This window comes from Bacillus sp. FSL W8-0848 (assembly GCF_038007805.1).
GTDB lineage: Bacteria > Bacillota > Bacilli > Bacillales > Bacillaceae > Bacillus > Bacillus glycinifermentans.
In genome coordinates, this window is sequence record NZ_JBBOYB010000001.1 from 129,752 (window position 1) to 153,734 (window position 23,983).

General features: G+C 44.9%; 37 protein-coding genes. All 37 read left to right on the forward strand.

The genetic code is table 11. The features are described from left to right. The first annotated feature begins 38 nt into the window (after positions 1-38). The 37 genes from rpoC to rplQ all read left to right on the forward strand — a co-directional run bounded on the left by rpoC (position 39) and on the right by rplQ (position 23,899). Positions 39-3,638 (forward strand): DNA-directed RNA polymerase subunit beta', encoded by a 3,600-nt coding sequence (gene rpoC, locus NSQ39_RS00710; protein WP_046128848.1) that lies wholly within the window; start codon positions 39-41, stop codon positions 3,636-3,638. Between the two features lie 121 nt (positions 3,639-3,759). After that, positions 3,760-4,008, forward strand: a complete 249-nt coding sequence (locus NSQ39_RS00715; RefSeq protein WP_046128849.1) for a 50S ribosomal protein L7ae-like protein — start codon at positions 3,760-3,762, stop codon at positions 4,006-4,008. 104 nt (positions 4,009-4,112) lie between these two features. After that, positions 4,113-4,529 (forward strand): 30S ribosomal protein S12, encoded by a 417-nt coding sequence (rpsL, locus tag NSQ39_RS00720; protein ID WP_006640313.1) that lies wholly within the window; start codon positions 4,113-4,115, stop codon positions 4,527-4,529. 164 nt (positions 4,530-4,693) lie between these two features. Further along, positions 4,694-5,164, forward strand: coding sequence for a 30S ribosomal protein S7 (rpsG, locus tag NSQ39_RS00725; protein WP_006640314.1), 471 nt, complete (start codon positions 4,694-4,696; stop codon positions 5,162-5,164). 48 nt (positions 5,165-5,212) lie between these two features. Further along, positions 5,213-7,291 (forward strand): elongation factor G, encoded by a 2,079-nt coding sequence (gene fusA / locus NSQ39_RS00730; RefSeq protein WP_006640315.1) that lies wholly within the window; start codon positions 5,213-5,215, stop codon positions 7,289-7,291. 118 nt (positions 7,292-7,409) lie between these two features. Continuing rightward, positions 7,410-8,597 carry an elongation factor Tu gene (tuf, locus tag NSQ39_RS00735; protein WP_046128850.1) on the forward strand — a complete coding sequence of 396 codons (1,188 nt, stop codon included), beginning with the start codon at positions 7,410-7,412 and terminating at the stop codon, positions 8,595-8,597. A 344-nt stretch (positions 8,598-8,941) separates the two neighbouring features. Further along, a complete protein-coding gene (gene rpsJ, locus NSQ39_RS00740; protein ID WP_003156464.1) occupies positions 8,942-9,250 on the forward strand; it encodes a 30S ribosomal protein S10 in 309 nt (102 codons plus the stop codon). A 37-nt stretch (positions 9,251-9,287) separates the two neighbouring features. Next, the gene (gene rplC / locus NSQ39_RS00745) at positions 9,288-9,917 is read left to right on the forward strand and encodes a 50S ribosomal protein L3 (protein ID WP_046128851.1); all 630 of its coding nucleotides are present in this window, start codon (positions 9,288-9,290) and stop codon (positions 9,915-9,917) included. Between the two features lie 27 nt (positions 9,918-9,944). Further along, positions 9,945-10,568, forward strand: a complete 624-nt coding sequence (gene rplD, locus NSQ39_RS00750; protein ID WP_046128852.1) for a 50S ribosomal protein L4 — start codon at positions 9,945-9,947, stop codon at positions 10,566-10,568. Then, on the forward strand, positions 10,568-10,855 hold the full coding sequence (gene rplW, locus NSQ39_RS00755) for a 50S ribosomal protein L23 (protein WP_006640319.1): 288 nt from the start codon (positions 10,568-10,570) through the stop codon (positions 10,853-10,855). The genes rplD and rplW overlap by 1 nt, the downstream gene beginning before the upstream one ends. Before the next feature lie 31 nt (positions 10,856-10,886). After that, the gene (gene rplB, locus NSQ39_RS00760; RefSeq protein ID WP_046128853.1) at positions 10,887-11,720 is read left to right on the forward strand and encodes a 50S ribosomal protein L2; all 834 of its coding nucleotides are present in this window, start codon (positions 10,887-10,889) and stop codon (positions 11,718-11,720) included. Positions 11,721-11,777: 57 nt separating this feature from the next. Beyond that, positions 11,778-12,056, forward strand: coding sequence for a 30S ribosomal protein S19 (rpsS, locus tag NSQ39_RS00765; RefSeq protein ID WP_006640321.1), 279 nt, complete (start codon positions 11,778-11,780; stop codon positions 12,054-12,056). Between the two features lie 17 nt (positions 12,057-12,073). Further along, positions 12,074-12,418, forward strand: coding sequence for a 50S ribosomal protein L22 (gene rplV, locus NSQ39_RS00770; RefSeq protein ID WP_046128854.1), 345 nt, complete (start codon positions 12,074-12,076; stop codon positions 12,416-12,418). Positions 12,419-12,421: 3 nt separating this feature from the next. After that, positions 12,422-13,078 (forward strand): 30S ribosomal protein S3, encoded by a 657-nt coding sequence (gene rpsC, locus NSQ39_RS00775; RefSeq protein WP_046128855.1) that lies wholly within the window; start codon positions 12,422-12,424, stop codon positions 13,076-13,078. 1 nt (position 13,079) lies between these two features. Next, entirely contained in the window at positions 13,080-13,514 is a 435-nt protein-coding gene (gene rplP, locus NSQ39_RS00780) for a 50S ribosomal protein L16 (RefSeq protein WP_006640324.1), read from the forward strand. Continuing rightward, positions 13,504-13,704, forward strand: coding sequence for a 50S ribosomal protein L29 (rpmC, locus tag NSQ39_RS00785; protein ID WP_003178343.1), 201 nt, complete (start codon positions 13,504-13,506; stop codon positions 13,702-13,704). Before rplP ends, rpmC begins: the two co-directional genes overlap by 11 nt. Before the next feature lie 24 nt (positions 13,705-13,728). Beyond that, positions 13,729-13,992 (forward strand): 30S ribosomal protein S17, encoded by a 264-nt coding sequence (rpsQ, locus tag NSQ39_RS00790; protein ID WP_006640325.1) that lies wholly within the window; start codon positions 13,729-13,731, stop codon positions 13,990-13,992. 40 nt (positions 13,993-14,032) lie between these two features. After that, a complete protein-coding gene (gene rplN / locus NSQ39_RS00795) occupies positions 14,033-14,401 on the forward strand; it encodes a 50S ribosomal protein L14 (RefSeq protein ID WP_026586062.1) in 369 nt (122 codons plus the stop codon). Positions 14,402-14,437: 36 nt separating this feature from the next. Continuing rightward, positions 14,438-14,749, forward strand: a complete 312-nt coding sequence (gene rplX, locus NSQ39_RS00800) for a 50S ribosomal protein L24 (protein WP_003178350.1) — start codon at positions 14,438-14,440, stop codon at positions 14,747-14,749. Positions 14,750-14,774: 25 nt separating this feature from the next. Beyond that, on the forward strand, positions 14,775-15,314 hold the full coding sequence (gene rplE, locus NSQ39_RS00805; protein WP_046128856.1) for a 50S ribosomal protein L5: 540 nt from the start codon (positions 14,775-14,777) through the stop codon (positions 15,312-15,314). 22 nt (positions 15,315-15,336) lie between these two features. Next, positions 15,337-15,522 carry a 30S ribosomal protein S14 gene (rpsN, locus tag NSQ39_RS00810; RefSeq protein ID WP_003178353.1) on the forward strand — a complete coding sequence of 62 codons (186 nt, stop codon included), beginning with the start codon at positions 15,337-15,339 and terminating at the stop codon, positions 15,520-15,522. Positions 15,523-15,553: 31 nt separating this feature from the next. Next, the gene (gene rpsH, locus NSQ39_RS00815; RefSeq protein ID WP_006640329.1) at positions 15,554-15,952 is read left to right on the forward strand and encodes a 30S ribosomal protein S8; all 399 of its coding nucleotides are present in this window, start codon (positions 15,554-15,556) and stop codon (positions 15,950-15,952) included. A 29-nt stretch (positions 15,953-15,981) separates the two neighbouring features. Continuing rightward, positions 15,982-16,518, forward strand: a complete 537-nt coding sequence (gene rplF, locus NSQ39_RS00820) for a 50S ribosomal protein L6 (RefSeq protein ID WP_046128857.1) — start codon at positions 15,982-15,984, stop codon at positions 16,516-16,518. 32 nt (positions 16,519-16,550) lie between these two features. Continuing rightward, positions 16,551-16,913 (forward strand): 50S ribosomal protein L18, encoded by a 363-nt coding sequence (gene rplR / locus NSQ39_RS00825; RefSeq protein WP_046128858.1) that lies wholly within the window; start codon positions 16,551-16,553, stop codon positions 16,911-16,913. Positions 16,914-16,937: 24 nt separating this feature from the next. Beyond that, complete coding sequence (gene rpsE / locus NSQ39_RS00830; RefSeq protein ID WP_046128859.1) at positions 16,938-17,438, forward strand: 30S ribosomal protein S5; 501 nt, start codon at positions 16,938-16,940, stop codon at positions 17,436-17,438. Positions 17,439-17,451: 13 nt separating this feature from the next. Beyond that, a complete protein-coding gene (gene rpmD, locus NSQ39_RS00835; RefSeq protein WP_046128860.1) occupies positions 17,452-17,634 on the forward strand; it encodes a 50S ribosomal protein L30 in 183 nt (60 codons plus the stop codon). Between the two features lie 30 nt (positions 17,635-17,664). Then, positions 17,665-18,105, forward strand: a complete 441-nt coding sequence (gene rplO, locus NSQ39_RS00840; RefSeq protein WP_029418438.1) for a 50S ribosomal protein L15 — start codon at positions 17,665-17,667, stop codon at positions 18,103-18,105. 1 nt (position 18,106) lies between these two features. Continuing rightward, positions 18,107-19,402, forward strand: coding sequence for a preprotein translocase subunit SecY (secY, locus tag NSQ39_RS00845; RefSeq protein ID WP_046128861.1), 1,296 nt, complete (start codon positions 18,107-18,109; stop codon positions 19,400-19,402). 54 nt (positions 19,403-19,456) lie between these two features. After that, complete coding sequence (locus NSQ39_RS00850; RefSeq protein ID WP_216899321.1) at positions 19,457-20,110, forward strand: adenylate kinase; 654 nt, start codon at positions 19,457-19,459, stop codon at positions 20,108-20,110. Continuing rightward, positions 20,107-20,853: a type I methionyl aminopeptidase gene (gene map / locus NSQ39_RS00855; protein ID WP_216899324.1), complete on the forward strand. Its 747-nt coding sequence runs from the start codon at positions 20,107-20,109 to the stop codon at positions 20,851-20,853. Before NSQ39_RS00850 ends, map begins: the two co-directional genes overlap by 4 nt. A 9-nt stretch (positions 20,854-20,862) precedes the next feature. After that, on the forward strand, positions 20,863-21,192 hold the full coding sequence (locus NSQ39_RS00860) for a KOW domain-containing RNA-binding protein (protein ID WP_046128863.1): 330 nt from the start codon (positions 20,863-20,865) through the stop codon (positions 21,190-21,192). After that, a complete protein-coding gene (infA, locus tag NSQ39_RS00865; RefSeq protein WP_003178377.1) occupies positions 21,170-21,388 on the forward strand; it encodes a translation initiation factor IF-1 in 219 nt (72 codons plus the stop codon). Before NSQ39_RS00860 ends, infA begins: the two co-directional genes overlap by 23 nt. A 33-nt stretch (positions 21,389-21,421) precedes the next feature. After that, positions 21,422-21,535, forward strand: coding sequence for a 50S ribosomal protein L36 (gene rpmJ, locus NSQ39_RS00870; protein WP_003156543.1), 114 nt, complete (start codon positions 21,422-21,424; stop codon positions 21,533-21,535). Positions 21,536-21,558: 23 nt separating this feature from the next. After that, positions 21,559-21,924, forward strand: coding sequence for a 30S ribosomal protein S13 (gene rpsM, locus NSQ39_RS00875; RefSeq protein WP_046128864.1), 366 nt, complete (start codon positions 21,559-21,561; stop codon positions 21,922-21,924). A 20-nt stretch (positions 21,925-21,944) separates the two neighbouring features. Further along, complete coding sequence (rpsK, locus tag NSQ39_RS00880; protein WP_046128865.1) at positions 21,945-22,340, forward strand: 30S ribosomal protein S11; 396 nt, start codon at positions 21,945-21,947, stop codon at positions 22,338-22,340. Between the two features lie 174 nt (positions 22,341-22,514). Continuing rightward, on the forward strand, positions 22,515-23,459 hold the full coding sequence (locus NSQ39_RS00885; protein ID WP_046128866.1) for a DNA-directed RNA polymerase subunit alpha: 945 nt from the start codon (positions 22,515-22,517) through the stop codon (positions 23,457-23,459). 77 nt (positions 23,460-23,536) lie between these two features. Beyond that, positions 23,537-23,899, forward strand: a complete 363-nt coding sequence (rplQ, locus tag NSQ39_RS00890; RefSeq protein ID WP_046128867.1) for a 50S ribosomal protein L17 — start codon at positions 23,537-23,539, stop codon at positions 23,897-23,899. Positions 23,900-23,983 lie beyond the last annotated feature (84 nt).

Here is a 23,983-nt window from a genome sequence, read left to right on the forward strand (position 1 = left end):
ATGGGTATAACCCGAAGATTGAAAGGGAGGTAGGCCCCTTGCTGGATGTGAACAATTTTGAGTATATGAACATCGGTCTCGCTTCACCTGACAAAATCCGTTCATGGTCTTACGGAGAAGTGAAAAAGCCTGAAACAATCAACTATCGTACTTTGAAACCTGAAAAAGATGGTCTGTTCTGCGAGCGCATTTTCGGTCCCCAAAAGGACTGGGAATGCCATTGCGGAAAGTACAAGCGGGTTCGTTATAAAGGCGTTGTTTGTGACCGTTGTGGAGTTGAAGTAACCCGGGCTAAAGTCCGTCGTGAGAGAATGGGGCATATCGAACTGGCTGCCCCGGTTTCTCACATCTGGTATTTTAAAGGAATCCCAAGCCGCATGGGTCTTGTGCTGGATATGTCTCCGCGCGCATTGGAAGAAGTCATCTACTTTGCTTCTTATGTCGTAACAGACCCGGCAAACACGCCGCTTGAGAAAAAACAGCTTCTTTCTGAAAAAGAATATCGTGCATACCTCGATAAATACGGCAATAAGTTTCAAGCTTCAATGGGAGCTGAAGCAATTCACAAGCTCCTTCAGGATATCGACCTCGAAAAAGAAGTCGATATGCTTAAAGAAGAGCTGAAAACGTCTCAAGGACAGCGCCGCACCCGTGCGATCAAGCGCCTTGAAGTGTTGGAGGCTTTCCGTAATTCCGGAAACAAACCATCTTGGATGATCCTTGATGTTCTTCCGGTTATTCCTCCTGAGCTGAGACCAATGGTGCAGCTTGACGGCGGACGTTTTGCGACTTCCGATCTGAACGATTTGTACCGCCGTGTTATCAACCGCAACAATCGTTTAAAACGTCTTCTGGATCTTGGAGCGCCTAGCATCATCGTTCAAAACGAGAAGCGCATGCTTCAGGAAGCCGTTGACGCATTAATCGATAACGGACGCAGAGGCCGTCCTGTTACCGGTCCGGGGAACAGACCGTTAAAATCCCTTTCTCACATGCTGAAAGGTAAACAAGGCCGTTTCCGTCAAAACCTTCTCGGTAAACGTGTTGACTACTCAGGCCGTTCGGTTATCGTCGTAGGTCCGAACCTGAAAATGTATCAATGCGGACTGCCGAAAGAAATGGCTTTGGAACTGTTCAAGCCTTTCGTAATGAAAGAGCTTGTTGAAAAGGGCCTTGCCCATAACATTAAGAGTGCGAAGCGCAAAATCGAGCGCGTTCAGCCTGAAGTCTGGGATGTTCTTGAGTCAGTCATCAAGGAGCACCCGGTTCTTCTCAACCGTGCACCTACGCTTCACAGACTTGGGATTCAGGCGTTTGAACCAACGCTTGTTGAAGGCCGTGCCATCCGTCTTCACCCTCTTGTATGTACAGCGTACAACGCTGACTTTGACGGTGACCAAATGGCGGTCCACGTTCCTTTATCAGCAGAGGCGCAAGCTGAAGCCCGCATCCTTATGCTTGCTGCGCAAAACATCCTGAACCCGAAAGACGGAAAACCGGTTGTTACGCCGTCTCAGGATATGGTGCTTGGAAACTACTACCTCACGCTTGAACGCCCTGGCGCTGTCGGCGAAGGCATGATTTTCAAAGATACGGATGAAGCGCTGCTTGCTTACCAAAACGGATATGTTCATTTGCATACGAGAGTGGCCGTTGCGGTCAACTCGCTGAAAAATGAAACATTCACTGAAGAACAGCGTTCAAAACTTTTGATCACGACAGTCGGAAAGCTGATCTTCAACGAGATTCTTCCGCCGTCGTTCCCATACATTAATGAACCGACGAAGAGCAACATTGAGGAAAAAACGCCTGAGCGCTTCTTCCTTGATTACGGCGCCGATGTAAAAGAGGCAATCCGCAATCAGGAAATCAACGCGCCGTTCAAAAAAGGCATATTGGGTAAAATCATTGCGGAGATCTTCAAAAGATTCCACATTACCGAAACGTCCAAAATGCTTGACCGCATGAAAAACCTCGGCTTTAAATATTCAACAAAAGCCGGAATTACGGTCGGTGTTTCCGATATCGTCGTTTTGGATGACAAACAGGAAATCCTTGAAGAAGCCCAAGGAAAAGTCGACAACGTCATGAAGCAGTTCAGACGCGGTCTGATTACGGAAGAAGAGCGTTATGAACGCGTCATCTCCATCTGGAGCGCGGCTAAGGATACGATCCAAGGCAAGCTGATGAAGTCCTTGGATGAAATCAACCCGATCTACATGATGAGTGACTCTGGAGCCCGGGGTAACGCCTCGAACTTTACGCAGCTTGCGGGAATGCGCGGACTGATGGCCAACCCGGCCGGACGGATTATCGAGCTCCCGATCAAATCAAGCTTCCGCGAAGGCTTAACAGTATTGGAGTACTTTATCTCCACTCACGGTGCGCGTAAAGGTCTTGCTGATACAGCCCTTAAGACAGCTGACTCAGGTTACTTAACGCGACGTCTCGTAGACGTTGCCCAAGACGTCATCATCCGTGAGACGGATTGCGGTACTGACCGCGGTATCCTTGCGAAAGCCATCACGGAAGGTACAGAAGTAATCGAGCGTCTTGAAGAGCGCCTCATCGGCCGCTTTGCGAGAAAGCCTGTCAAACATCCTGAAACAGGGGAAATCCTTGTGAAGGAAAACGAGCTGATCGACGAAGACAAAGCAATGGAAATCGTTGAAGCAGGCATTGAAGAAGTGTGGATCCGTTCCGCATTTACATGTAATACGTCACACGGGGTATGTAAACGATGCTACGGCCGCAACCTTGCGACAGGAACCGATGTTGAAGTCGGTGAAGCAGTCGGAATCATCGCTGCCCAATCCATCGGTGAGCCGGGTACACAGCTTACAATGCGTACCTTCCATACGGGCGGTGTTGCCGGAGACGATATTACACAAGGTTTGCCGCGTATTCAGGAATTGTTTGAAGCGCGTAACCCTAAAGGTCAGGCGACGATCTCCGAAATTGACGGTGTCGTAGCCGAAATTAATGAAGTCCGTGACAAGCAGCAGGAAATTGTGGTGCAGGGCGAAGTTGAAACCCGTTCATACACGGCGCCTTACAATGCACGCCTGAAAGTAACCGAAGGCGAGAAGATTTCCCGCGGCCAAGTCCTGACAGAAGGTTCGGTTGACCCGAAAGAGCTTCTGAAAGTAACGGATATCACGACGGTTCAGGAATATCTTCTGCACGAGGTGCAAAAGGTTTACCGTATGCAGGGGGTTGAAATCGGGGATAAACACGTCGAAGTTATGGTTCGCCAAATGCTTCGCAAAGTTCGTGTCATCGATGCCGGCGACACAGAAGTGCTGCCTGGTACATTGCTCGATATTCACCAGTTTACCCAAGCGAACAAAAAAGTGTTGCTTGAAGGAAAACGACCTGCGACAGGACGTCCTGTACTGCTCGGTATCACCAAAGCATCGCTTGAAACGGATTCCTTCCTGTCCGCCGCATCATTCCAGGAAACAACACGCGTCCTGACAGATGCAGCGATCAAAGGAAAACGCGATGAACTTCTCGGCCTGAAAGAGAATGTTATCATCGGTAAACTTGTTCCGGCTGGAACGGGTATGCTGAACTACCGCAAAGTAAAGCCGGTTTTACAAGTTGAATCTTCAGAAGAAATGGTTCCGGCAGAATAGATTTAAAATATCCTAAAGAAGGATGTCACTAAAAATTGTCATACTGTGTTGACATCCTTCTTTCAGGATGATAATATAACCAAGGTGCTCAATTTAAACCTGTTACTTTGGAGGATGTATAATGTCTTATGATAAAGTATCACAGGCTCAATCTATTATTATCGGTACGAAGCAGACAGTTAAAGCTCTCAAACGCAATTCTGTCAAAGAAGTTGTCGTAGCGAAAGACGCAGATCCTTGTCTGACGACAGGTGTTATCAATCTGGCAAACGAACAAGGCATTCCCGTCTCCATGGCAGATTCCATGAAGAAGCTCGGCAAAGCCTGCGGAATTGAAGTCGGAGCGGCAGCTGTTGCCATTATTCAATAACGTACTCGTTGTTTTTGCTTGCATGCAAAGACATTGTTTTTTGGTTTTAAATGAACCACCTGGGTATGTGGGTTATAAAACATGATGAAGGGAGGAAATACAACATGCCTACAATTAATCAGTTAGTACGCAAGGGACGCGTGAACAAAGTAGAAACTTCAAAGTCTCCTGCACTTAACAAAGGATACAACAGCTTTAAGAAAGAGCACACTAACGTATCTTCACCACAAAAACGCGGGGTATGTACTCGTGTTGGTACAATGACACCGAAGAAGCCGAACTCAGCGCTTCGTAAATATGCCCGTGTTCGCTTAACAAACGGAATCGAGGTTACTGCCTACATTCCTGGTATCGGACACAACCTGCAAGAGCACAGTGTCGTATTGATCCGCGGCGGACGTGTTAAAGACTTACCGGGGGTACGCTACCACATCGTGCGTGGCGCGCTTGATACTGCCGGAGTTGAAAACCGTGCACAAGGCCGTTCTAAATACGGTACAAAACGTCCTAAGAAAAAATAATTCAGTTTAAATACAAAGAAAAGGGTTTTTAAAAGCGGGGAAATCTGGCAAAGCTGTTAGGGTATCGGACTTCCGCGGGAAGCGGATGTTTCCGTGCTGTATCAGATGCCGTGAAAAACCCCCCTCTGCTTGAAACCCGTAACAAGAGAAGGGAGGCTAATCAGATGCCACGTAAAGGTCCTGTAGCAAAAAGAGACGTTTTGCCTGATCCAATTTACAACTCTAAGCTGGTTACTCGTTTGATCAACAAAATGATGATCGACGGTAAAAAAGGCAAAGCTCAAACAATCCTATACAAGTCATTCGATATCATTAAAGAACGTACCGGCAACGATGCAATGGAGGTTTTCGAACAAGCATTGAAAAACATCATGCCTGTACTTGAAGTTAAAGCACGCCGTGTAGGTGGTGCGAACTACCAAGTGCCTGTAGAGGTTCGTCCTGAACGTCGTACGACTCTTGGACTTCGCTGGTTAGTAAACTACGCTCGTCTCCGCGGAGAAAAAACGATGGAAGAGCGTTTGGCTAACGAAATTTTAGATGCAGCCAACAATACTGGCGCTGCTGTTAAGAAACGTGAAGATACACATAAGATGGCTGAAGCGAACAAAGCGTTTGCTCACTATCGCTGGTAATCTTACGCGACAAAATATTATTTCCTAGAAGGAAGGAGAAAAGACCCAATGGCAAGAGAGTTCTCCTTAGAAAAAACTCGTAATATCGGAATCATGGCTCACATCGATGCCGGTAAGACGACTACAACAGAACGTATCTTGTTCTATACAGGCCGTATCCACAAAATTGGTGAAACTCATGAAGGGGCTTCCCAAATGGACTGGATGGAGCAGGAACAAGAACGCGGTATCACGATTACATCTGCTGCGACGACAGCACAATGGAAAGGACACCGCGTTAACATCATCGATACACCAGGACACGTAGACTTCACGGTTGAAGTTGAACGTTCCCTGCGCGTACTTGATGGTGCCGTTGCCGTTCTTGACGCGCAATCAGGCGTTGAGCCGCAAACTGAAACAGTTTGGCGTCAGGCGACAACTTACGGAGTACCTCGTATCGTATTTGTCAACAAAATGGACAAAACCGGTGCGGATTTCCTTTACTCTGTAGGAACTCTTAGAGACCGTCTTGAGGCGAACGCTCACGCGATCCAATTACCGATTGGCGCTGAAGACAACTTCGAAGGGATCATTGACCTTGTAGAAAACGTTGCGTACTACTACGAAGATGATCTTGGAACACGCTCTGATGCGCGTGAAATCCCTGCTGAGTACAAAGACAAAGCCGAAGAGCTTCGCGCAAGCTTGATTGAAGCTGTTGCTGAGCTTGACGAAGAGCTTATGATGAAGTACTTGGAAGGCGAAGAAATCACAGTTGACGAGCTGAAAGCGGCAATCCGCAAAGGAACTTGTAACGTAGAATTCTACCCGGTTCTATGTGGTTCAGCTTTCAAAAACAAAGGTGTTCAATTAGTGCTTGACGCAGTTCTTGACTACCTGCCAGCTCCGACTGACGTACCGGCAATCAAAGGTATTCTGCCTGATTCTGATGAAGAGGTTACTCGTGAGTCTTCTGACGATGCTCCTTTCTCAGCATTGGCGTTCAAAGTTATGACTGACCCTTACGTTGGTAAGCTGACGTTCTTCCGTGTGTACTCAGGAACGCTTGATTCCGGTTCATACGTAAGAAACTCAACAAAAGGCAAACGTGAGCGCGTCGGACGTATCCTGCAAATGCACGCCAACAGCCGTGAAGAAATCTCAACTGTATACGCAGGGGATATCGCAGCAGCTGTAGGTCTAAAGGATACGACAACTGGTGACACGCTATGCGACGAGAAAAACCTTGTTATCCTGGAATCAATGGAATTCCCTGAGCCTGTTATCCACGTTGCGATCGAGCCTAAATCTAAGGCAGACCAAGACAAAATGTCTACTGCACTGGCTAAACTGGCTGAAGAGGATCCAACGTTCCGTGCGCATACTGACGCTGAAACAGGCCAAACGATCATCGGCGGTATGGGTGAGCTTCACCTTGATATCATCGTTGACCGTATGAAACGCGAATTTAAAGTGGAAGCCAACGTCGGTGCTCCTCAAGTTGCGTATCGCGAAACATTCCGTGCGAGCGCGCAAGTTGAAGGTAAATTCGTACGTCAATCCGGTGGACGCGGACAATTCGGTCACGTTTGGATTGAATTCTCTCCAAACGAAGAAGGAAAAGGCTTTGAATTCGAAAATGCAATCGTCGGCGGTGTCGTTCCTCGTGAATACATTCCGGCTGTTCAAGCAGGGCTTGAAGATGCACTGCAAAACGGTGTTATCGCAGGCTACCCTGTCATCGATATCAAAGCAAAACTGTTTGATGGTTCTTACCACGATGTCGACTCTAACGAAATGGCGTTTAAAATCGCTGCTTCCATGGCGCTTAAAAACGCGGCAAGCAAGTGTAACCCGGTTATTCTTGAGCCGATCTCCAAAGTTGAAGTCGTTATCCCAGAAGAATACATGGGAGACATCATGGGTGACATCACATCACGCCGCGGTCGCGTAGAAGGTATGGAAGGACGCGGAAACGCTCAAGTCGTTCGCGCGATGGTTCCACTTTCTGAAATGTTCGGTTACGCTACGGCGCTCCGTTCAAACACACAAGGACGCGGTACGTTCACAATGGTCTTCGATCACTACGAAGAAGTGCCTAAGAGCATCGCTGATGAGATCATCAAAAAAAATAAAGGCGAATAATTGATTTTGCCGCTTCATTAAAGTATAACTACTATTGTAAGATGAGAAAGTGAAACACAGCTTTCACTTTCTATCACTCTATATATTAAAATAAACCCTTTTAAGGAGGATTTTCAGAATGGCTAAAGAAAAATTCGACCGTTCCAAATCACATGCCAACATCGGTACAATTGGACACGTTGACCATGGTAAAACTACATTAACTGCAGCTATCACAACTGTTCTATCTAAATCAGGTAAAGCAGAAGCTCGTGCATACGATCAAATCGACGGTGCTCCAGAAGAGCGTGAGCGCGGAATCACAATCTCTACTGCACACGTTGAGTACGAAACTGACACTCGTCACTATGCACACGTTGACTGCCCAGGACACGCTGACTATGTTAAAAACATGATCACTGGTGCTGCGCAAATGGACGGAGCGATCCTAGTTGTTTCTGCAGCTGACGGTCCAATGCCACAAACTCGTGAGCACATCCTTCTTTCTCGTAACGTAGGCGTGCCTTACATCGTTGTATTCTTGAACAAATGCGACATGGTAGACGACGAAGAGCTTCTTGAACTAGTTGAAATGGAGGTTCGCGATCTTCTTTCTGAGTACGAATTCCCTGGTGACGATGTACCAGTTATCAAAGGTTCTGCTCTTAAAGCTCTTGAAGGCGACGCTCAATACGAAGAAAAAATTCTTGAGCTTATGGCTGCTGTTGACGAGTACATCCCAACTCCAGAACGTGAAACTGACAAACCGTTCATGATGCCTGTTGAGGACGTATTCTCAATCACTGGTCGTGGTACTGTTGCTACTGGTCGTGTAGAACGCGGTCAAGTTAAAGTCGGTGACGAAGTTGAAATCATCGGTCTTCAAGAAGAAAACAAGAAAACAACTGTTACAGGTGTTGAAATGTTCCGTAAGCTTCTTGACTATGCTGAAGCTGGAGACAACATCGGTGCGCTTCTTCGCGGTGTAGCTCGTGAAGAAATCCAACGTGGCCAAGTACTTGCTCAACCAGGTACAATCACTCCACACAAAAAATTCAAAGCTGAAGTTTACGTTCTTTCTAAAGAAGAAGGCGGACGTCACACTCCATTCTTCTCTAACTACCGTCCTCAGTTCTACTTCCGTACAACTGACGTAACTGGTATCATTCAGCTTCCAGAAGGCGTAGAAATGGTTATGCCTGGAGACAACATTGAAATGAACGTTGAACTGATCTCAAACATCGCGATCGAAGACGGTACTCGCTTCTCTATCCGTGAAGGCGGACGCACTGTTGGTTCAGGCGTTGTTACTTCAATCGTTGAATAATACTAATAAAATGAAAAACGAGATCCGCTAGGGTCTCGTTTTTTTATTTGGGCGTCCTTAGTTCATGTGTGATTATACTAGATATAATGGGAGAATTTTTCCGCTGATAAGTCCTTGATAACCTGAGGTTTGATCTGTATAATTAAAAAAGTGTGCAAATGCCGGTAATATTGAATATTGCCTTGCAACATGCCTATAAATTTTGTATAATAGTGCATGTTGGTCTTTGACTGCGATGAAGTGAGAGGTTGCTGACACACCCGGCCGCTTTGCCATGGCAAGGTGATTCAGGTTTTTCTCACGGAGAATTGTCTAATGTAAGTAGGCGAAAAGGAGGGAAAATAATGGCAAAACAAAAAATTCGTATTCGTTTAAAAGCGTATGATCATAGAATCCTTGATCAATCCGCTGAAAAGATTGTTGAAACGGCTAAACGCTCCGGTGCCAGCGTATCTGGTCCGATCCCGTTGCCAACTGAGAAATCAGTATACACAATCCTTCGTGCGGTGCACAAATACAAAGATTCTCGTGAGCAATTTGAAATGCGTACACATAAACGTTTAATCGACATTGTGAACCCAACACCGCAAACTGTCGATGCTCTTATGCGTTTGGATTTACCATCTGGTGTTGATATCGAAATTAAACTTTAATCTAAATATAGAATGATCTTAACAGGAGGTGTGACGAATGACCAAAGGAATCTTAGGAAGAAAAATTGGTATGACGCAAGTTTTCGCAGAAAACGGTGATCTTATTCCGGTAACTGTTATCGAAGCTGCAGCTAACGTTGTACTTCAAAAGAAAACAGTTGAAAACGACGGTTATGAAGCGATCCAAATCGGTTTTGAAGACAAGCGTGAAAAGCTTGCCAACAAGCCGGAAAAAGGACACGTCGCAAAAGCGGAAACTGCACCTAAGCGCTTCGTTAAAGAATTACGCGGAGTGGATATGGATGCGTATGAAGTTGGTCAGGAAGTCAAAGTTGATATTTTCTCTAACGGAGATATCGTAGATGTAACAGGAATTTCAAAAGGTAAAGGTTTCCAAGGTGCAATCAAACGCCACGGACAATCTCGCGGACCTATGTCTCACGGTTCCCGCTACCATCGTCGTCCTGGTTCAATGGGACCGGTAGACCCTAACCGTGTATTCAAAGGAAAGCTGTTGCCTGGACGTATGGGCGGAGATCAAATCACTGTTCAAAACCTTGAAATCGTAAAAGTTGATGCTGAGCGCAATCTTCTTTTAGTTAAAGGTAACGTTCCTGGTGCAAAAAAATCACTAGTCACTGTAAAAAGTGCTGTTAAATCTAAATAATTCTCTTAGGAAAGGAGGAAATTGATCATGCCAAAAGTAGCATTATACAACCAAAACGGTTCTACTGCTGGTGATATCGAATTAAACGACTCTGTATTTGGAATCGAGCCGAATGAGAGCGTGGTATTCGACGCTATTATTATGCAAAGAGCTTCCTTGCGACAAGGAACTCACAAAGTCAAAAATCGTTCTGAAGTTAGTGGCGGAGGTCGCAAACCTTGGCGTCAAAAAGGTACTGGGCGTGCCCGTCAGGGATCTATCCGTTCACCGCAATGGCGCGGAGGTGGTATCGTATTCGGTCCGACACCACGCAGCTATTCTTATAAATTACCGAAAAAAGTTCGCCGCTTGGCAATCAAATCAGCATTGTCTTCTAAAGTGCAGGACAACAACTTGATCGTTCTTGAAGATCTTACTCTTGATGCGGTTAAAACAAAAGAAATGGCAGCCATCCTTAAAGGTCTGTCTATCGAGAAAAAAGCTTTAATCGTAACTGCAGATGCTAACGAAACAGTTGCGCTATCTGCTCGCAACCTTCCGGGAGTTACGGTCGTTGAAGCTAACGGAATCAACGTTCTCGATGTTGTCGGTCACGAGAAGCTTGTGATGACAAAAGCAGCGGTTGAAAAAGTAGAGGAGGTGCTTGCATAATGAAAGATCCTCGTGATGTTCTTAAGCGCCCCGTCATTACTGAACGTTCTGCTGATTTAATGGCTGAAAAGAAATATACGTTTGAAGTAGACGTTAAAGCTAATAAAACAGAAGTGAAAGACGCAGTTGAAGAAATCTTTGGAGTGAAGGTTGAAAAAGTCAACATTATGAACTACAAAGGGAAATTCAAACGTGTCGGCCGCTACTCTGGTATGACAAACCGTCGCAGAAAAGCAATTGTGAAGCTTACTGCAGACAGCAAAGAAATCGAAATTTTTGAAGCTTAATCACTTGTAAAAAGAAGGAGGGAAATTCAAAATGGCGATTAAAAAGTACAAACCGACCTCAAACGGACGTCGCGGCATGACATCTTCTGATTTCGCTGAAATCACGACAGATCAGCCGGAAAAATCCTTGCTTGCCCCGCTTCACAAAAAAGGCGGACGCAACAACCAAGGTAAATTGACTGTACGTCATCAAGGCGGCGGACATAAACGCCAATACCGTATTATCGACTTCAAACGCGATAAAGATGGTATACCTGGACGCGTTGCTACAGTTGAATACGATCCAAACCGTTCAGCGAACATTGCTCTAATTAACTATGTAGACGGAGAAAAACGCTACATTCTGGCTCCTAAGGGCCTGCAAGTAGGAACTGAAATTATGTCAGGACCAGAAGCTGACATTAAAGTAGGTAATGCACTTCCACTTATCAACATCCCTGTTGGTACAGTTGTGCACAACATCGAATTAAAACCTGGAAAAGGCGGACAGCTTGTACGCTCTGCTGGTACATCTGCCCAAGTTCTTGGTAAAGAAGGTAAATACGTTCTTGTACGTCTTAACTCCGGTGAGGTCCGCATGATTCTTTCTGCTTGCCGCGCTTCGATCGGTCAAGTGGGTAACGAACAGCACGAACTGATCAACATCGGTAAAGCGGGACGTTCACGCTGGAAAGGCGTTCGCCCTACAGTTCGCGGTTCTGTAATGAACCCTAACGATCACCCGCACGGCGGTGGTGAAGGACGCGCTCCAATCGGACGTAAATCACCTATGTCTCCATGGGGTAAACCAACTCTTGGATTCAAAACCCGTAAGAAAAAGAACAAATCAGATAAATTCATCGTACGTCGTCGTAAAAATAAATAACGGGGTTGTCTACGGTTCTTATCGGACCGTAGTGCAATCACGAAGGGAGGTTCCAAAATGGCTCGCAGCTTGAAAAAAGGACCATTTGTCGATGATCATCTAATGACAAAAATCGAGAAATTAAATGAAACGGATAAGAAGCAAGTTGTAAAAACTTGGTCTCGCCGTTCTACAATTTTCCCGCAATTTATCGGTCACACAATCGCAGTCTATGACGGACGCAAACATGTGCCTGTTTACATCTCTGAAGATATGGTAGGTCACAAGTTGGGTGAATTCGCACCGACTCGTACTTACAAAGGTCATGCTAGTGATGACAAAAAAACAAGACGCTAATGAGAGGAGGCTTTTAAATGCAACAAGCTAAAGCTGTCGCAAGAACAGTCCGTATTGCTCCTCGTAAGGCACGTCTAGTAATGGACCTGATTCGAGGCAAGCAAGTAGGTGAAGCAGTATCGATTTTGAACCACACGCCAAAAGCTGCTTCCCCGATTATTGAAAAAGTTTTAAAATCTGCTGTCGCTAACGCTGAGCACAACTATGAGATGGATGTTAACAACCTGGTTGTTACTCAAGCTTACGTGAACGAAGGCCCTACGTTGAAAAGATTCCGTCCTCGCGCTATGGGACGTGCAAGCCAAATCAACAAACGTACGAGCCACATTACTATCGTTGTATCAGAAAAGAAGGAGGGATAACTCGTGGGTCAAAAGGTAAATCCAGTCGGTCTTCGTATCGGAGTCATTCGTGATTGGGAATCTAAGTGGTTCGCTGGCAAAGATTACGCTGACTTCCTTCATGAGGATCTTAAAATCCGTGAATTTATTAATCAACGCCTGTCTGACGCTTCTGTTTCTAAAGTGGAAATCGAGCGTGCGGCAAACCGTGTAAACATTACGATCCACACAGCTAAGCCTGGTATGGTTATCGGTAAAGGCGGTTCTGAAGTCGAAGCGCTTCGCAAAGCCCTTAACAACCTTACTGGCAAGCGTGTACACATCAACATTCTTGAAATCAAAAAAGCTGATCTTGACGCTCAGCTGGTTGCAGACAATATCGCTCGTCAATTGGAAAACCGTATTTCATTCCGTCGTGCGCAAAAGCAACAAATCCAACGCACAATGCGCGCTGGTGCACAAGGTGTGAAAACGATGGTATCCGGTCGTCTTGGCGGCGCAGATATCGCCCGTTCTGAATACTACAGTGAAGGAACTGTTCCATTGCACACATTGCGTGCTGACATCGACTATGCTACATCAGAAGCTGACACAACTTACGGCAAGCTTGGTGTAAAAGTCTGGATCTATCGTGGAGAGGTTCTTCCTACTAAGAAGAAAACTGAGGAAGGAGGAAAATAATATGTTAATGCCAAAACGCGTTAAATATCGCAGAGAGCATCGCGGAAAAATGCGCGGCCGTGCCAAAGGCGGCACTGAAGTGCATTTCGGTGAATACGGTATCCAAGCTCAAGAAGCTTCTTGGATCACAAACCGCCAAATCGAAGCTGCCCGTATCGCGATGACTCGTTACATGAAACGTGGCGGTAAAGTTTGGATCAAAATTTTCCCTTCTAAACCATACACAGCTAAGCCTCTAGAGGTTCGGATGGGTTCCGGTAAAGGTGCTCCTGAAGGATGGGTAGCTGTTGTAAAACCGGGCAAAGTTTTATTTGAAATTTCTGGTGTGTCTGAGGAAGTCGCTCGTGAAGCTCTTCGTCTTGCATCTCACAAATTGCCAATTAAAACGAAGTTCGTAAAACGTGAAGAAATTGGTGGTGAATCAAATGAAAGCTAATGAAATTCGTGACCTTACCACTGCTGAAATTGAACAAAAAGTAAAGTCTCTTAAAGAAGAACTTTTCAATCTTCGCTTTCAATTAGCGACAGGACAACTTGAAAACACTGCTCGCATCCGTGAAGTGCGCAAGTCAATCGCGCGCATGAAAACTGTGATTCGGGAAAGAGAAATTGCTGCCAACAAATAATTCCGGAGGGAGGTTCTCTAAAACATGAGCGAACGCAATCAGCGCAAAGTTTACCAAGGACGTGTCGTTTCTGACAAAATGGATAAAACCATCACTGTTGTTGTAGAAACTTACAAAAAACACCCTCTTTACGGTAAACGCGTAAAGTACTCTAAAAAATTCAAAGCACATGATGAAAATAATCAGGCTAAAATCGGAGACATCGTAAAGATCATGGAAACTCGTCCATTATCTGCGACTAAACGTTTTCGTCTAGTTGAAGTTGTCGAAGAAGCTGTTATTATCTAATAAAGTTCGGAAACCTTTTTCCGAAGGGAGGTAACAAATAATGATTCAACAAGAGACTCGTTTAAAAGTAGCTGACAACTCTGGTGCTCGTGAAGTTCTGACGATCAAAGTTCTTGGCGGTTCCGGACGTAAAACGGCTAACATCGGTGATGTCATTGTTTGCACGGTTAAACAAGCAACACCAGGAGGCGTTGTCAAAAAAGGTGATGTCGTAAAAGCTGTTATCGTTCGTTCAAAAAGCGGTGCGCGCAGAAACGACGGATCTTACATCAAATTCGATGAGAATGCATGTGTTATCATCCGTGACGACAAAAGCCCGCGCGGAACTCGTATCTTCGGACCTGTAGCACGTGAACTTCGTGACAACAACTTTATGAAAATTGTTTCTCTAGCTCCAGAAGTACTTTAATGATATCAATGCCGGACTTAAGGAGGTGCGATCAGGATGCATGTTAAAAAAGGCGATAAAGTAATGGTTATCTCTGGTAAAGATAAAGGGAAACAAGGAGTGATCCTTGCAGCGTTCCCTAAAAAAGACCGCGTAATCGTTGAGGGTGTCAACATGGTGAAGAAGCACTCTAAACCGACGCAAGCAAATCCTCAAGGCGGAATTTTAAACCAAGAGGCGCCAATTCATGTGTCAAACGTAATGCCGCTCGATCCTAAAACAGGTGAAGTGACTCGCGTAGGATACAAAGTTGAAAATGGCAAAAAAGTTCGTATTGCAAAAAAATCTGGGCAAGTTCTAGATAACTAGTAATAAAGGAAGGGAGGTCTATCTCATGAACCGCCTTAAAGAAAAATACACTAAAGAAATTACACCTGCATTAATGAACAAGTTTAATTACAAATCTGTGATGCAAGTGCCAAAAATCGAAAAAATCGTAATCAACATGGGTGTTGGTGACGCTGTTCAAAACGCTAAAGCGATCGATAGCGCTGTTGAAGAATTAACGTTTATCGCAGGTCAGAAACCTGTCGTTACTCGTGCGAAGAAATCTATTGCTGGATTCCGTCTTCGTGAAGGAATGCCGATCGGTGCGAAAGTAACTCTTCGCGGAGAGCGCATGTATGATTTCCTTGATAAACTGATTTCTGTTTCTTTACCACGTGTACGCGACTTCCGCGGTATCTCTAAAAAGTCTTTCGACGGACGTGGAAACTACACGCTGGGAATTAAAGAACAGCTGATCTTCCCTGAAATTGACTATGATAAGGTAACTAAAGTTCGCGGTATGGACATCGTTATCGTAACGACTGCCAATACGGATGAAGAAGCTCGTGAACTATTAACTCAATTAGGTATGCCATTCCAGAAATAATCAATGAAAGGGAGGCGAAATCGTGGCTAAAAAGTCAATGATTGCGAAACAAAAACGCACACCGAAGTTTAAAGTGCAAGAGTACACTCGCTGCGAACGCTGCGGCCGTCCGCACTCTGTAATTCGTAAATTTAAACTTTGCCGTATTTGTTTCCGTGAACTTGCATATAAAGGACAAATTCCTGGCGTTAAAAAAGCCAGCTGGTAATCCCCGTTAATGGGAAGGAGGTTATTAAATAATGGTTATGACAGATCCGATTGCAGATATGCTGACTCGTATTCGTAATGCAAACATGGTACGTCATGAGAAGCTTGAAATCCCCGCTTCTAAATTGAAAAGAGAAATCGCTGAAATCTTGAAAAGAGAAGGTTTCATCCGTGACGTAGAATACATTGAAGACAACAAACAAGGCATCATCCGTGTATTCTTGAAATACGGACAAAACAACGAACGTGTCATCACTGGTCTTAAAAGAATCAGCAAACCTGGTCTGCGCGTATACGCTAAGTCAAACGAAGTGCCTCGCGTACTGAACGGACTTGGAATCGCGATTCTTTCTACATCACATGGTGTGTTAACAGATAAAGAAGCCCGCGCTAAACAAGCTGGCGGAGAAGTTTTAGCATACGTTTGGTAAGAAGTTTAACATGAATGGAGGTGCTTGGTATGTCTCGTGTAGGTAAGAAGCTACTTGAGATTCCTTCTGGCGTTACAGTTACTCTTAACGACAACACTGTAACCGTGAAAGGACCAAAAGGAGAATTAACTCGTACGTTTCATCCTGATATGAACATTAAAATTGAGGACAATGTACTTACTGTAGAACGTCCTTCTGATAACAAAGAACATCGCGCGCTGCATGGTACGACACGCAGCATCATCGGAAACATGGTTGAAGGTGTATCTAAAGGTTTTGAAAGAGGTTTGGAATTAGTCGGTGTCGGTTACCGTGCTTCTAAGTCCGGAAACAAACTTGTTTTGAACGTTGGATACTCTCATCCGGTAGAAATCGTTCCTGAAAACGGAATTGAAATCGAAGTTCCATCTCAAACGAAAATAGTCGTAAAAGGTACAGATAAAGAGCGCGTTGGAGCAACTGCTGCAAACATCCGCGCTGTACGTTCTCCAGAGCCTTACAAAGGCAAAGGGATCCGCTATGAAGGAGAAATGGTTCGTCGTAAAGAAGGTAAATCTGCTAAGTAAAACCGCTTAAAGTGAGAAAGGAGTGACTCTGGATGATTACGAAAACAAGCAAGAATGCTGCACGTCTTAAAAGACACGCCCGTGTTCGCGCGAAGCTTTCAGGAACGCCTGAGAGACCTCGCCTAAATGTTTTCCGTTCAAACAAACATATCTACGCACAAGTGATCGATGACGTGAACGGTGTTACACTTGTGAGTGCATCTACTCTTGATAAAGACTTTGACGCTGAAAAAAGCAGCGATACGTCTGCGGCTGCAAAAGTTGGAGAGCTTGTTGCAAAACGCGCTTCTGAGAAAGGTATTAAAAACGTCGTGTTCGACCGTGGCGGATACCTGTATCATGGACGTGTAAAAGCATTGGCTGACGCTGCACGCGAAGCTGGTCTGGAATTTTAATAAAAGAAGGAGGGACATGTGAATATGCGTCGTATTGACCCAAGCAAATTAGAGTTAGAAGAACGCTTAGTTACGGTTAACCGCGTAGCGAAAGTTGTTAAAGGTGGTCGTCGTTTCCGTTTCGCAGCTCTAGTCGTTGTCGGTGACAAAAACGGTCACGTCGGATTCGGAACTGGTAAAGCACAAGAAGTGCCGGAAGCGATCCGCAAAGCTGTTGAAGATGCGAAAAAGAATTTGATCGAAGTACCAATGGTTGGAACTACAATTCCACACGAAATCATCGGACATTTCGGTGCAGGAAACATCTTGTTAAAACCTGCTTCTGAAGGTACGGGAGTTATCGCTGGAGGCCCAGTACGTGCGGTGCTTGAGCTTGCCGGTGTATCTGATATCCTTTCTAAATCTTTAGGTTCTAACACACCGATCAACATGATCCGTGCAACAATCCAAGGATTGAGCGAACTGAAGCGCGCTGAGGATGTTGCGAAGCTTCGTGGAAAATCTGTAGAAGAACTGTTAGGATAAGGAGGGAACATTAATGGCTAAATTAGAAATTACCCTCAAACGCAGTGTAATCGGCCGTCCGGAAGATCAGCGCATCACTGTGAGAACGCTTGGTTTAAAGAAAACAAACCAAACCGTTGTTCACGAAGATAACGCTGCGATCCGCGGCATGATCAACAAAGTATCTCATTTAGTTTCTGTTAAAGAACAACAATAAAAATAAATGATAGGCTAAGGAGGTGTCCTAATGAAACTTCATGAATTAAAGCCCGCAGAAGGTTCACGCAAAACGCGCAACCGCGTAGGTCGTGGTATTGGTTCAGGTAACGGTAAAACAGCTGGTAAAGGTCATAAAGGTCAAAACGCTCGTTCTGGCGGCGGTGTACGTCCTGGATTCGAGGGTGGACAAATGCCTTTATTCCAACGTCTTCCTAAACGCGGTTTTACAAACATCAACCGCAAGGAATTCGCTGTGATCAACCTAGACAAACTCAACAGCTTTGCAGAAGGGACGGAAGTTACTCCTGAACTTCTTTTAGAAACAGGTGTAATCAGCAAGTTGAAATCTGGAGTGAAAATTCTTGGCGACGGTAAATTAGAAAAGAAATTAACTGTTAAAGCCAATAAATTCTCCGCTTCTGCTAAACAAGCAATTGAGGCTGCTGGCGGTACAGCTGAGGTGATCTAACTTGTTTAAGACAATCTCCAATTTTATGCGTGTGAAGGATATTCGGAATAAGATTATCTTCACTCTTTTAATGCTTATCGTCTTTCGTATCGGTTCATTCATTCCTGTGCCGAATGTAAATACAGAGGTTCTGAAGGCACAGGATCAAATGAGCGTATTTGGGGTCCTAAACACATTTGGCGGCGGTGCATTATACAACTTTTCCATTCTCGCGATGGGGATTATGCCATACATCACCGCTTCAATTATCATTCAGCTTTTGCAGATGGATGTTGTTCCGAAGTTCACGGAATGGTCGAAGCAGGGTGAAGTTGGCCGCCGTAAATTAGCTCAGTTCACAAGGTACTTCACAATCGTTCTTGGTTTCATCCAAGCTTTAGGTATGTCCTACGGGTTTAATAACATGGCCGGCGGCGCGTTAATCAATGACCCGGGAGTTGGCACTTATTTGACCATTGCGATTGTACTCACTGCCGGAACTGCTTTTTTAATGTGGCTCGGTGAACAAATCACGGCTCATGGAGTTGGCAACGGAATTTCCATCATCATCTTTGCTGGTATCGTTGCCGGTATTCCGCAGACGATCAATCAGATCTATGCTCAGCAGTTTGTAGATGCTGGAGATCAGTTATTCATGCAAATCTTAAAGGTTGTCATTATATTGGTTGCGATTTTGGCGATCGTCGTTGGAGTTATTTTCATTCAGCAGGCGGTAAGAAAAATCTCAATTCAATATGCAAAAGGTTCAGGCCGTTCACCTGCTCCTGGCGGTCAGTCAACGCATCTGCCGCTGAAAGTTAACCCGGCGGGTGTCATTCCGGTCATCTTTGCTGTTTCGTTTATCATTACGCCGCGGACCGTGGCATCATTCTTTGGCTCCAACGATGTAACGAACTGGATCCAAAAAACGTTTGATTACACGCATCCGGTCGGAATGTGCGTCTATGCAGCATTGATTATTGCCTTTACCTACTTCTATGCATTTGTCCAGGTAAACCCTGAGCAAATGGCCGATAATCTTAAAAAACAAGGTGGCTATATTCCGGGAGTTCGTCCAGGAAAAATGACTCAGGAAAGAATTACGAGCATTTTGTATCGACTTACATTTGTCGGCTCCATATTCTTGGCTGTGATCGCCATTCTTCCTGTCTTGTTCGTTAATTTTGCTGGGCTGCCTTCTTCTGCACAAATCGGCGGCACGAGCTTGCTGATTGTGATCGGTGTAGCACTTGAAACTATGAAGCAGCTTGAAAGCCAGCTGGTGAAGCGAAACTATCGTGGATTTATGAAGCACTAGAGGAAATGGGATGTGCCCATTCCCTCTAAAAATAGAGAGGACGGGGAATCCGAAATGAACTTAGTCTTAATGGGACTGCCTGGAGCCGGTAAAGGAACACAGGCTGAACGGATTGTTGACGATTTTGGGATACCTCATATCTCAACAGGAGACATGTTCCGCGCTGCCATGAAAGAAGAAACGGATCTTGGACTTGAAGCCAAATCATACATTGATAAAGGTGAACTTGTTCCGGATGAAGTGACGATTGGTATTGTCAGGGAGAGACTTGGCAAGAATGATTGTGACCGGGGTTTTCTTCTGGACGGATTTCCGAGAACAGTCGCTCAAGCTGAGGCACTAGAGGAAATTCTTAAAGGACTGGGCAAGTCGATTGATTATGTCATCAATATTCAAGTCGATAAAGATGCCTTGATGGAACGTCTTACTGGGCGCAGAATCTGCAAAAACTGCGGTGCAACTTATCATTTAGTCTTTAATCCGCCTGCAAAGGAAAATATATGCGACAAGTGTGGAGGAGAACTCTATCAGCGCGAAGATGATAATGAGGCTACGGTATCCACGCGTCTTGAGGTCAACTTGAAGCAGACTCAGCCTTTACTCGATTTTTATGCGGATAAAGGATATCTTGTAAACATTGAAGGGCAACAGCACATCAATGAAGTTTACGCAGATATAAAAGAGCTTCTCGGAGGCCGGGACAAATGATTATTTGTAAAACTCCCCGAGAAATCGAAATCATGCGTGAAGCAGGCCGGATTGTTGCTTTAACTCACGAGGAGCTTAAAAAGCACATTACGCCCGGAATCTCGACAAAAGAATTGGATCAAATTGCCGAACGTTTTATTACGAAGCAGGGTGCAATCCCATCTTTTAAAGGGTATAATGGTTTTCGCGGGAGCATTTGCGTTTCAGTCAACGAAGAGCTGGTTCACGGTATACCTGGAAGCCGGGTGCTTCGTGACGGAGACATCATCAGCATCGATATCGGTGCGAAGCTAAACGGTTATCATGGTGACTCTGCATGGACGTATCCAGTGGGAACGATCAGCGATGAGGATCAAAAGCTGCTGGACGTGACAGAGGAATCTTTATATAGAGGCTTGCAGGAAGCAAAACCGGGAGAACGTTTGTCGAATATTTCCCACGCAATACAAACGTATGTCGAAAGCGAACATTATTCTGTTGTCAGGGAATATGTCGGACATGGGGTCGGGCAGGATCTGCATGAGGACCCGCAAATTCCTCACTACGGTCCGCCGAATAAAGGCCCGCGGTTAAAGCACGGCATGGTCTTGGCCATTGAACCGATGGTCAACGCAGGCAGCCGGTATGTCAAAACGCTGGCTGATAATTGGACGGTTGTTACTGTGGACGGGAAAAAGTGTGCTCATTTTGAACACACGATTGCGATTACGGAGACAGGTTTTGATATACTGACAAAAGCCTAGGTGAATGAGATGATTCGGAAAACGCCTGAAATTGGACAGTTCGTACGTATTACACGAGGACGCGAAACGAACCAATACGCAGTTGTTATCGATATCTTCGATCATCATCATGTGCTGGTAGCAGACGGAGAAAAACGTAAATTTCATTCTCCTAAGAAAAAGAATATCAATCATTTAACCTTTTATGATTGCGTATCTCCGGAAGTTCAGAACAGTATAAACGAAACTGGGCGTGTGACAAATGGAAAATTGAGATATTCTCTTTTGAAATTTGTCAGAGAGCAAGTTACTGATTTGAAGAAGGGAGAACACTTGAATGGCGAAAGACGATGTAATTGAAGTGGAAGGTACAGTAGTCGAAACGCTGCCAAACGCAATGTTCAAAGTTGAACTTGAAAATGGCCACACGGTTTTGGCTCATGTATCCGGTAAGATCCGTATGCACTTCATTCGCATTTTACCTGGAGACAAAGTTACGGTAGAATTATCTCCATATGACTTAACTCGTGGTAGAATTACGTACCGTTACAAATAAGGCACTCCGGAAATTGAAGGAGGTTGGAAACACATGAAAGTGAGACCATCAGTTAAACCGATCTGTGAAAAATGCAAGGTCATTCGCAGAAAAGGAAAAGTAATGGTGATCTGTGAAAATCCAAAGCATAAACAAAAACAAGGCTAATTTTTAAGGAGGTGCGAGAGAGAATGGCTCGTATTGCTGGTGTAGATATCCCACGTGACAAACGTGTTGTTATTTCATTGACATACATCTATGGAATCGGCCGTACAACGGCTCAGCAAGTATTAAAAGAAGCTGGTGTTTCTGAAGATACTCGCGTTCGTGATTTGACTGAAGAGGAACTTGGTAAAATCCGTGACGCGATCGACAAATTGAAAGTTGAAGGTGACCTTCGCCGTGAAGTGTCTCTTAACATCAAACGTCTGATCGAAATCGGAAGCTACCGCGGAATTCGCCATCGTCGCGGATTGCCTGTTCGCGGTCAAAATACGAAAAACAATGCGCGTACTCGTAAAGGTCCGCGTCGTACTGTAGCTAACAAGAAAAAATAAGCAAGGGAGGTATTTGAACAATGGCTGCTGCTCGTAAATCAAACACGCGTAAACGCCGCGTGAAAAAGAATATTGAATCTGGAATCGCTCATATTCGTTCAACTTTCAACAACACGATCGTTACAATTACTGATGTTCATGGCAATGCTCTTTCTTGGTCAAGTGCCGGAGCTCTAGGATTTAAAGGATCTCGTAAATCCACTCCATTCGCTGCACAAATGGCCGCTGAAACAGCTGCAAAAGCTTCAATGGAACATGGACTGAAAACTCTTGAAGTTACTGTTAAAGGACCGGGTTCTGGCCGTGAAGCTGCAATCCGTGCACTGCAAGCTGCCGGACTTGAAGTTACTGCGATCAGAGACGTAACGCCTGTTCCTCATAACGGTTGCCGTCCGCCAAAACGTCGCCGCGTGTAATTTGTTTGTATAGATTTTGTGTCCCTGTCAATAATGGGTTATGATACAGTTAATTTATAAAACGAATGCACACTCGTTGCCTGAGCACATACGGGACTAAACAATGGGGAATTTCGGATAGAATCAGAGGAATTCTGTCCGGGGTTTCGACGTTTTGAAGGAGGGTTTTATGAAATGATCGAGATTGAAAAACCAAAAATCGAAACGGTTGAAATCAGCGACGATGCCAAGTATGGTAAATTTGTCGTAGAGCCACTTGAGCGTGGATATGGTACAACTTTGGGTAACTCCTTACGTCGTATCCTTTTATCCTCACTCCCTGGTGCCGCTGTAACATCGATCCAGATAGATGGTGTACTGCATGAATTCTCGACGATTGAAGGCGTTGTTGAAGATGTTACAACGATTATCTTAAACATTAAAAAACTTGCATTGAAAATCTACTCTGAAGAAGAGAAGACGCTTGAGATTGATGTTCAGGGTGAAGGAGTTGTAACGGCTGCTGATATTACCCACGACAGTGATGTTGAGATTTTGAATCCTGATCTTCACATTGCGACTCTTGGCCAAAACGCGAGTTTCCGAGTTCGCTTAACCGCTCAAAGAGGTCGCGGGTACACACCAGCTGATGCGAATAAAAGAGACGATCAGCCGATTGGCGTCATCCCGATTGATTCCATCTATACACCTGTTTCTCGCGTTTCATATCAAGTAGAGAATACTCGTGTGGGTCAGATTACAAACTATGACAAACTTACGCTTGACGTATGGACAGATGGAAGCACTGGACCAAAAGAAGCGATTGCGCTTGGTTCAAAGATTTTGACTGAACACCTTAATATTTTTGTCGGCTTGACCGACGAAGCCCAGCATGCTGAAATCATGGTTGAAAAAGAAGAGGATCAGAAAGAAAAAGTTCTGGAGATGACAATTGAAGAACTTGACCTTTCCGTCCGTTCTTACAACTGCTTGAAACGTGCGGGCATCAATACGGTTCAAGAGCTTGCGAACAAGACTGAAGAAGATATGATGAAAGTTCGCAACCTGGGTCGCAAATCACTTGAAGAAGTGAAAGCGAAACTTGAAGAGCTTGGACTCGGCCTTCGCAAAGACGATTGACTAGTTTCCATGTGAACTAGGATTTTCGTGTGTTTTTTATTTCAGATAGAGTATTTCAATAAAGGAGGGGACACCACATGTCATACAGAAAACTGGGACGCACTAGTGCACAGCGTAAAGCAATGCTGCGTGATCTTACAACAGACTTGATCATCAACGAAAGAATCGAAACAACAGAAGCTCGCGCGAAAGAACTTCGCTCTGTTGTAGAAAAAATGATTACACTTGGCAAGCGTGGAGATTTACACGCACGCCGCCAAGCAGCTGCATACATCCGCAACGAGGTAGCAGACGCAGAGAAAGACCAAGATGCACTTCAAAAACTTTTCTCTGAAGTAGCACCTCGTTATGAAGAGCGCCAAGGCGGATACACACGCATTATGAAGCTTGGTCCTCGCCGTGGTGACGGAGCACCAATGGCTATCATCGAATTGGTTTAATCACATATATTGTGTGTCTAAAGAAGGGCGGGACAGTTTTTAACTGGATCTATGCCCTTTTTTAGATAGCGGGTTTTTTTGTCG

Coding starts and splice junctions, on each gene's coding strand:
- rplN (WP_026586062.1), top strand. CDS start 14,033: ATGATTCAACAAGAGACTCGTTTAAAAGTAGCTGACAACTCTGGTGCT.
- rplV (WP_046128854.1), top strand. CDS start 12,074: ATGCAACAAGCTAAAGCTGTCGCAAGAACAGTCCGTATTGCTCCTCGT.
- rplP (WP_006640324.1), top strand. CDS start 13,080: ATGTTAATGCCAAAACGCGTTAAATATCGCAGAGAGCATCGCGGAAAA.
- map (WP_216899324.1), top strand. CDS start 20,107: ATGATTATTTGTAAAACTCCCCGAGAAATCGAAATCATGCGTGAAGCA.
- rpmD (WP_046128860.1), top strand. CDS start 17,452: ATGGCTAAATTAGAAATTACCCTCAAACGCAGTGTAATCGGCCGTCCG.
- rplB (WP_046128853.1), top strand. CDS start 10,887: ATGGCGATTAAAAAGTACAAACCGACCTCAAACGGACGTCGCGGCATG.
- NSQ39_RS00850 (WP_216899321.1), top strand. CDS start 19,457: ATGAACTTAGTCTTAATGGGACTGCCTGGAGCCGGTAAAGGAACACAG.
- rpsE (WP_046128859.1), top strand. CDS start 16,938: ATGCGTCGTATTGACCCAAGCAAATTAGAGTTAGAAGAACGCTTAGTT.
- NSQ39_RS00860 (WP_046128863.1), top strand. CDS start 20,863: ATGATTCGGAAAACGCCTGAAATTGGACAGTTCGTACGTATTACACGA.
- fusA (WP_006640315.1), top strand. CDS start 5,213: ATGGCAAGAGAGTTCTCCTTAGAAAAAACTCGTAATATCGGAATCATG.
- tuf (WP_046128850.1), top strand. CDS start 7,410: ATGGCTAAAGAAAAATTCGACCGTTCCAAATCACATGCCAACATCGGT.
- rplD (WP_046128852.1), top strand. CDS start 9,945: ATGCCAAAAGTAGCATTATACAACCAAAACGGTTCTACTGCTGGTGAT.
- rplF (WP_046128857.1), top strand. CDS start 15,982: ATGTCTCGTGTAGGTAAGAAGCTACTTGAGATTCCTTCTGGCGTTACA.
- rplC (WP_046128851.1), top strand. CDS start 9,288: ATGACCAAAGGAATCTTAGGAAGAAAAATTGGTATGACGCAAGTTTTC.
- rpsQ (WP_006640325.1), top strand. CDS start 13,729: ATGAGCGAACGCAATCAGCGCAAAGTTTACCAAGGACGTGTCGTTTCT.
- rplQ (WP_046128867.1), top strand. CDS start 23,537: ATGTCATACAGAAAACTGGGACGCACTAGTGCACAGCGTAAAGCAATG.
- rplE (WP_046128856.1), top strand. CDS start 14,775: ATGAACCGCCTTAAAGAAAAATACACTAAAGAAATTACACCTGCATTA.
- rpsL (WP_006640313.1), top strand. CDS start 4,113: ATGCCTACAATTAATCAGTTAGTACGCAAGGGACGCGTGAACAAAGTA.
- rpsM (WP_046128864.1), top strand. CDS start 21,559: ATGGCTCGTATTGCTGGTGTAGATATCCCACGTGACAAACGTGTTGTT.
- rplW (WP_006640319.1), top strand. CDS start 10,568: ATGAAAGATCCTCGTGATGTTCTTAAGCGCCCCGTCATTACTGAACGT.
- rpsG (WP_006640314.1), top strand. CDS start 4,694: ATGCCACGTAAAGGTCCTGTAGCAAAAAGAGACGTTTTGCCTGATCCA.
- rpsS (WP_006640321.1), top strand. CDS start 11,778: ATGGCTCGCAGCTTGAAAAAAGGACCATTTGTCGATGATCATCTAATG.
- NSQ39_RS00885 (WP_046128866.1), top strand. CDS start 22,515: ATGATCGAGATTGAAAAACCAAAAATCGAAACGGTTGAAATCAGCGAC.
- rpsK (WP_046128865.1), top strand. CDS start 21,945: ATGGCTGCTGCTCGTAAATCAAACACGCGTAAACGCCGCGTGAAAAAG.
- rpmJ (WP_003156543.1), top strand. CDS start 21,422: ATGAAAGTGAGACCATCAGTTAAACCGATCTGTGAAAAATGCAAGGTC.
- NSQ39_RS00715 (WP_046128849.1), top strand. CDS start 3,760: ATGTCTTATGATAAAGTATCACAGGCTCAATCTATTATTATCGGTACG.
- rplX (WP_003178350.1), top strand. CDS start 14,438: ATGCATGTTAAAAAAGGCGATAAAGTAATGGTTATCTCTGGTAAAGAT.
- rplR (WP_046128858.1), top strand. CDS start 16,551: ATGATTACGAAAACAAGCAAGAATGCTGCACGTCTTAAAAGACACGCC.
- rpsH (WP_006640329.1), top strand. CDS start 15,554: ATGGTTATGACAGATCCGATTGCAGATATGCTGACTCGTATTCGTAAT.
- infA (WP_003178377.1), top strand. CDS start 21,170: ATGGCGAAAGACGATGTAATTGAAGTGGAAGGTACAGTAGTCGAAACG.
- rplO (WP_029418438.1), top strand. CDS start 17,665: ATGAAACTTCATGAATTAAAGCCCGCAGAAGGTTCACGCAAAACGCGC.
- rpsJ (WP_003156464.1), top strand. CDS start 8,942: ATGGCAAAACAAAAAATTCGTATTCGTTTAAAAGCGTATGATCATAGA.
- rpmC (WP_003178343.1), top strand. CDS start 13,504: ATGAAAGCTAATGAAATTCGTGACCTTACCACTGCTGAAATTGAACAA.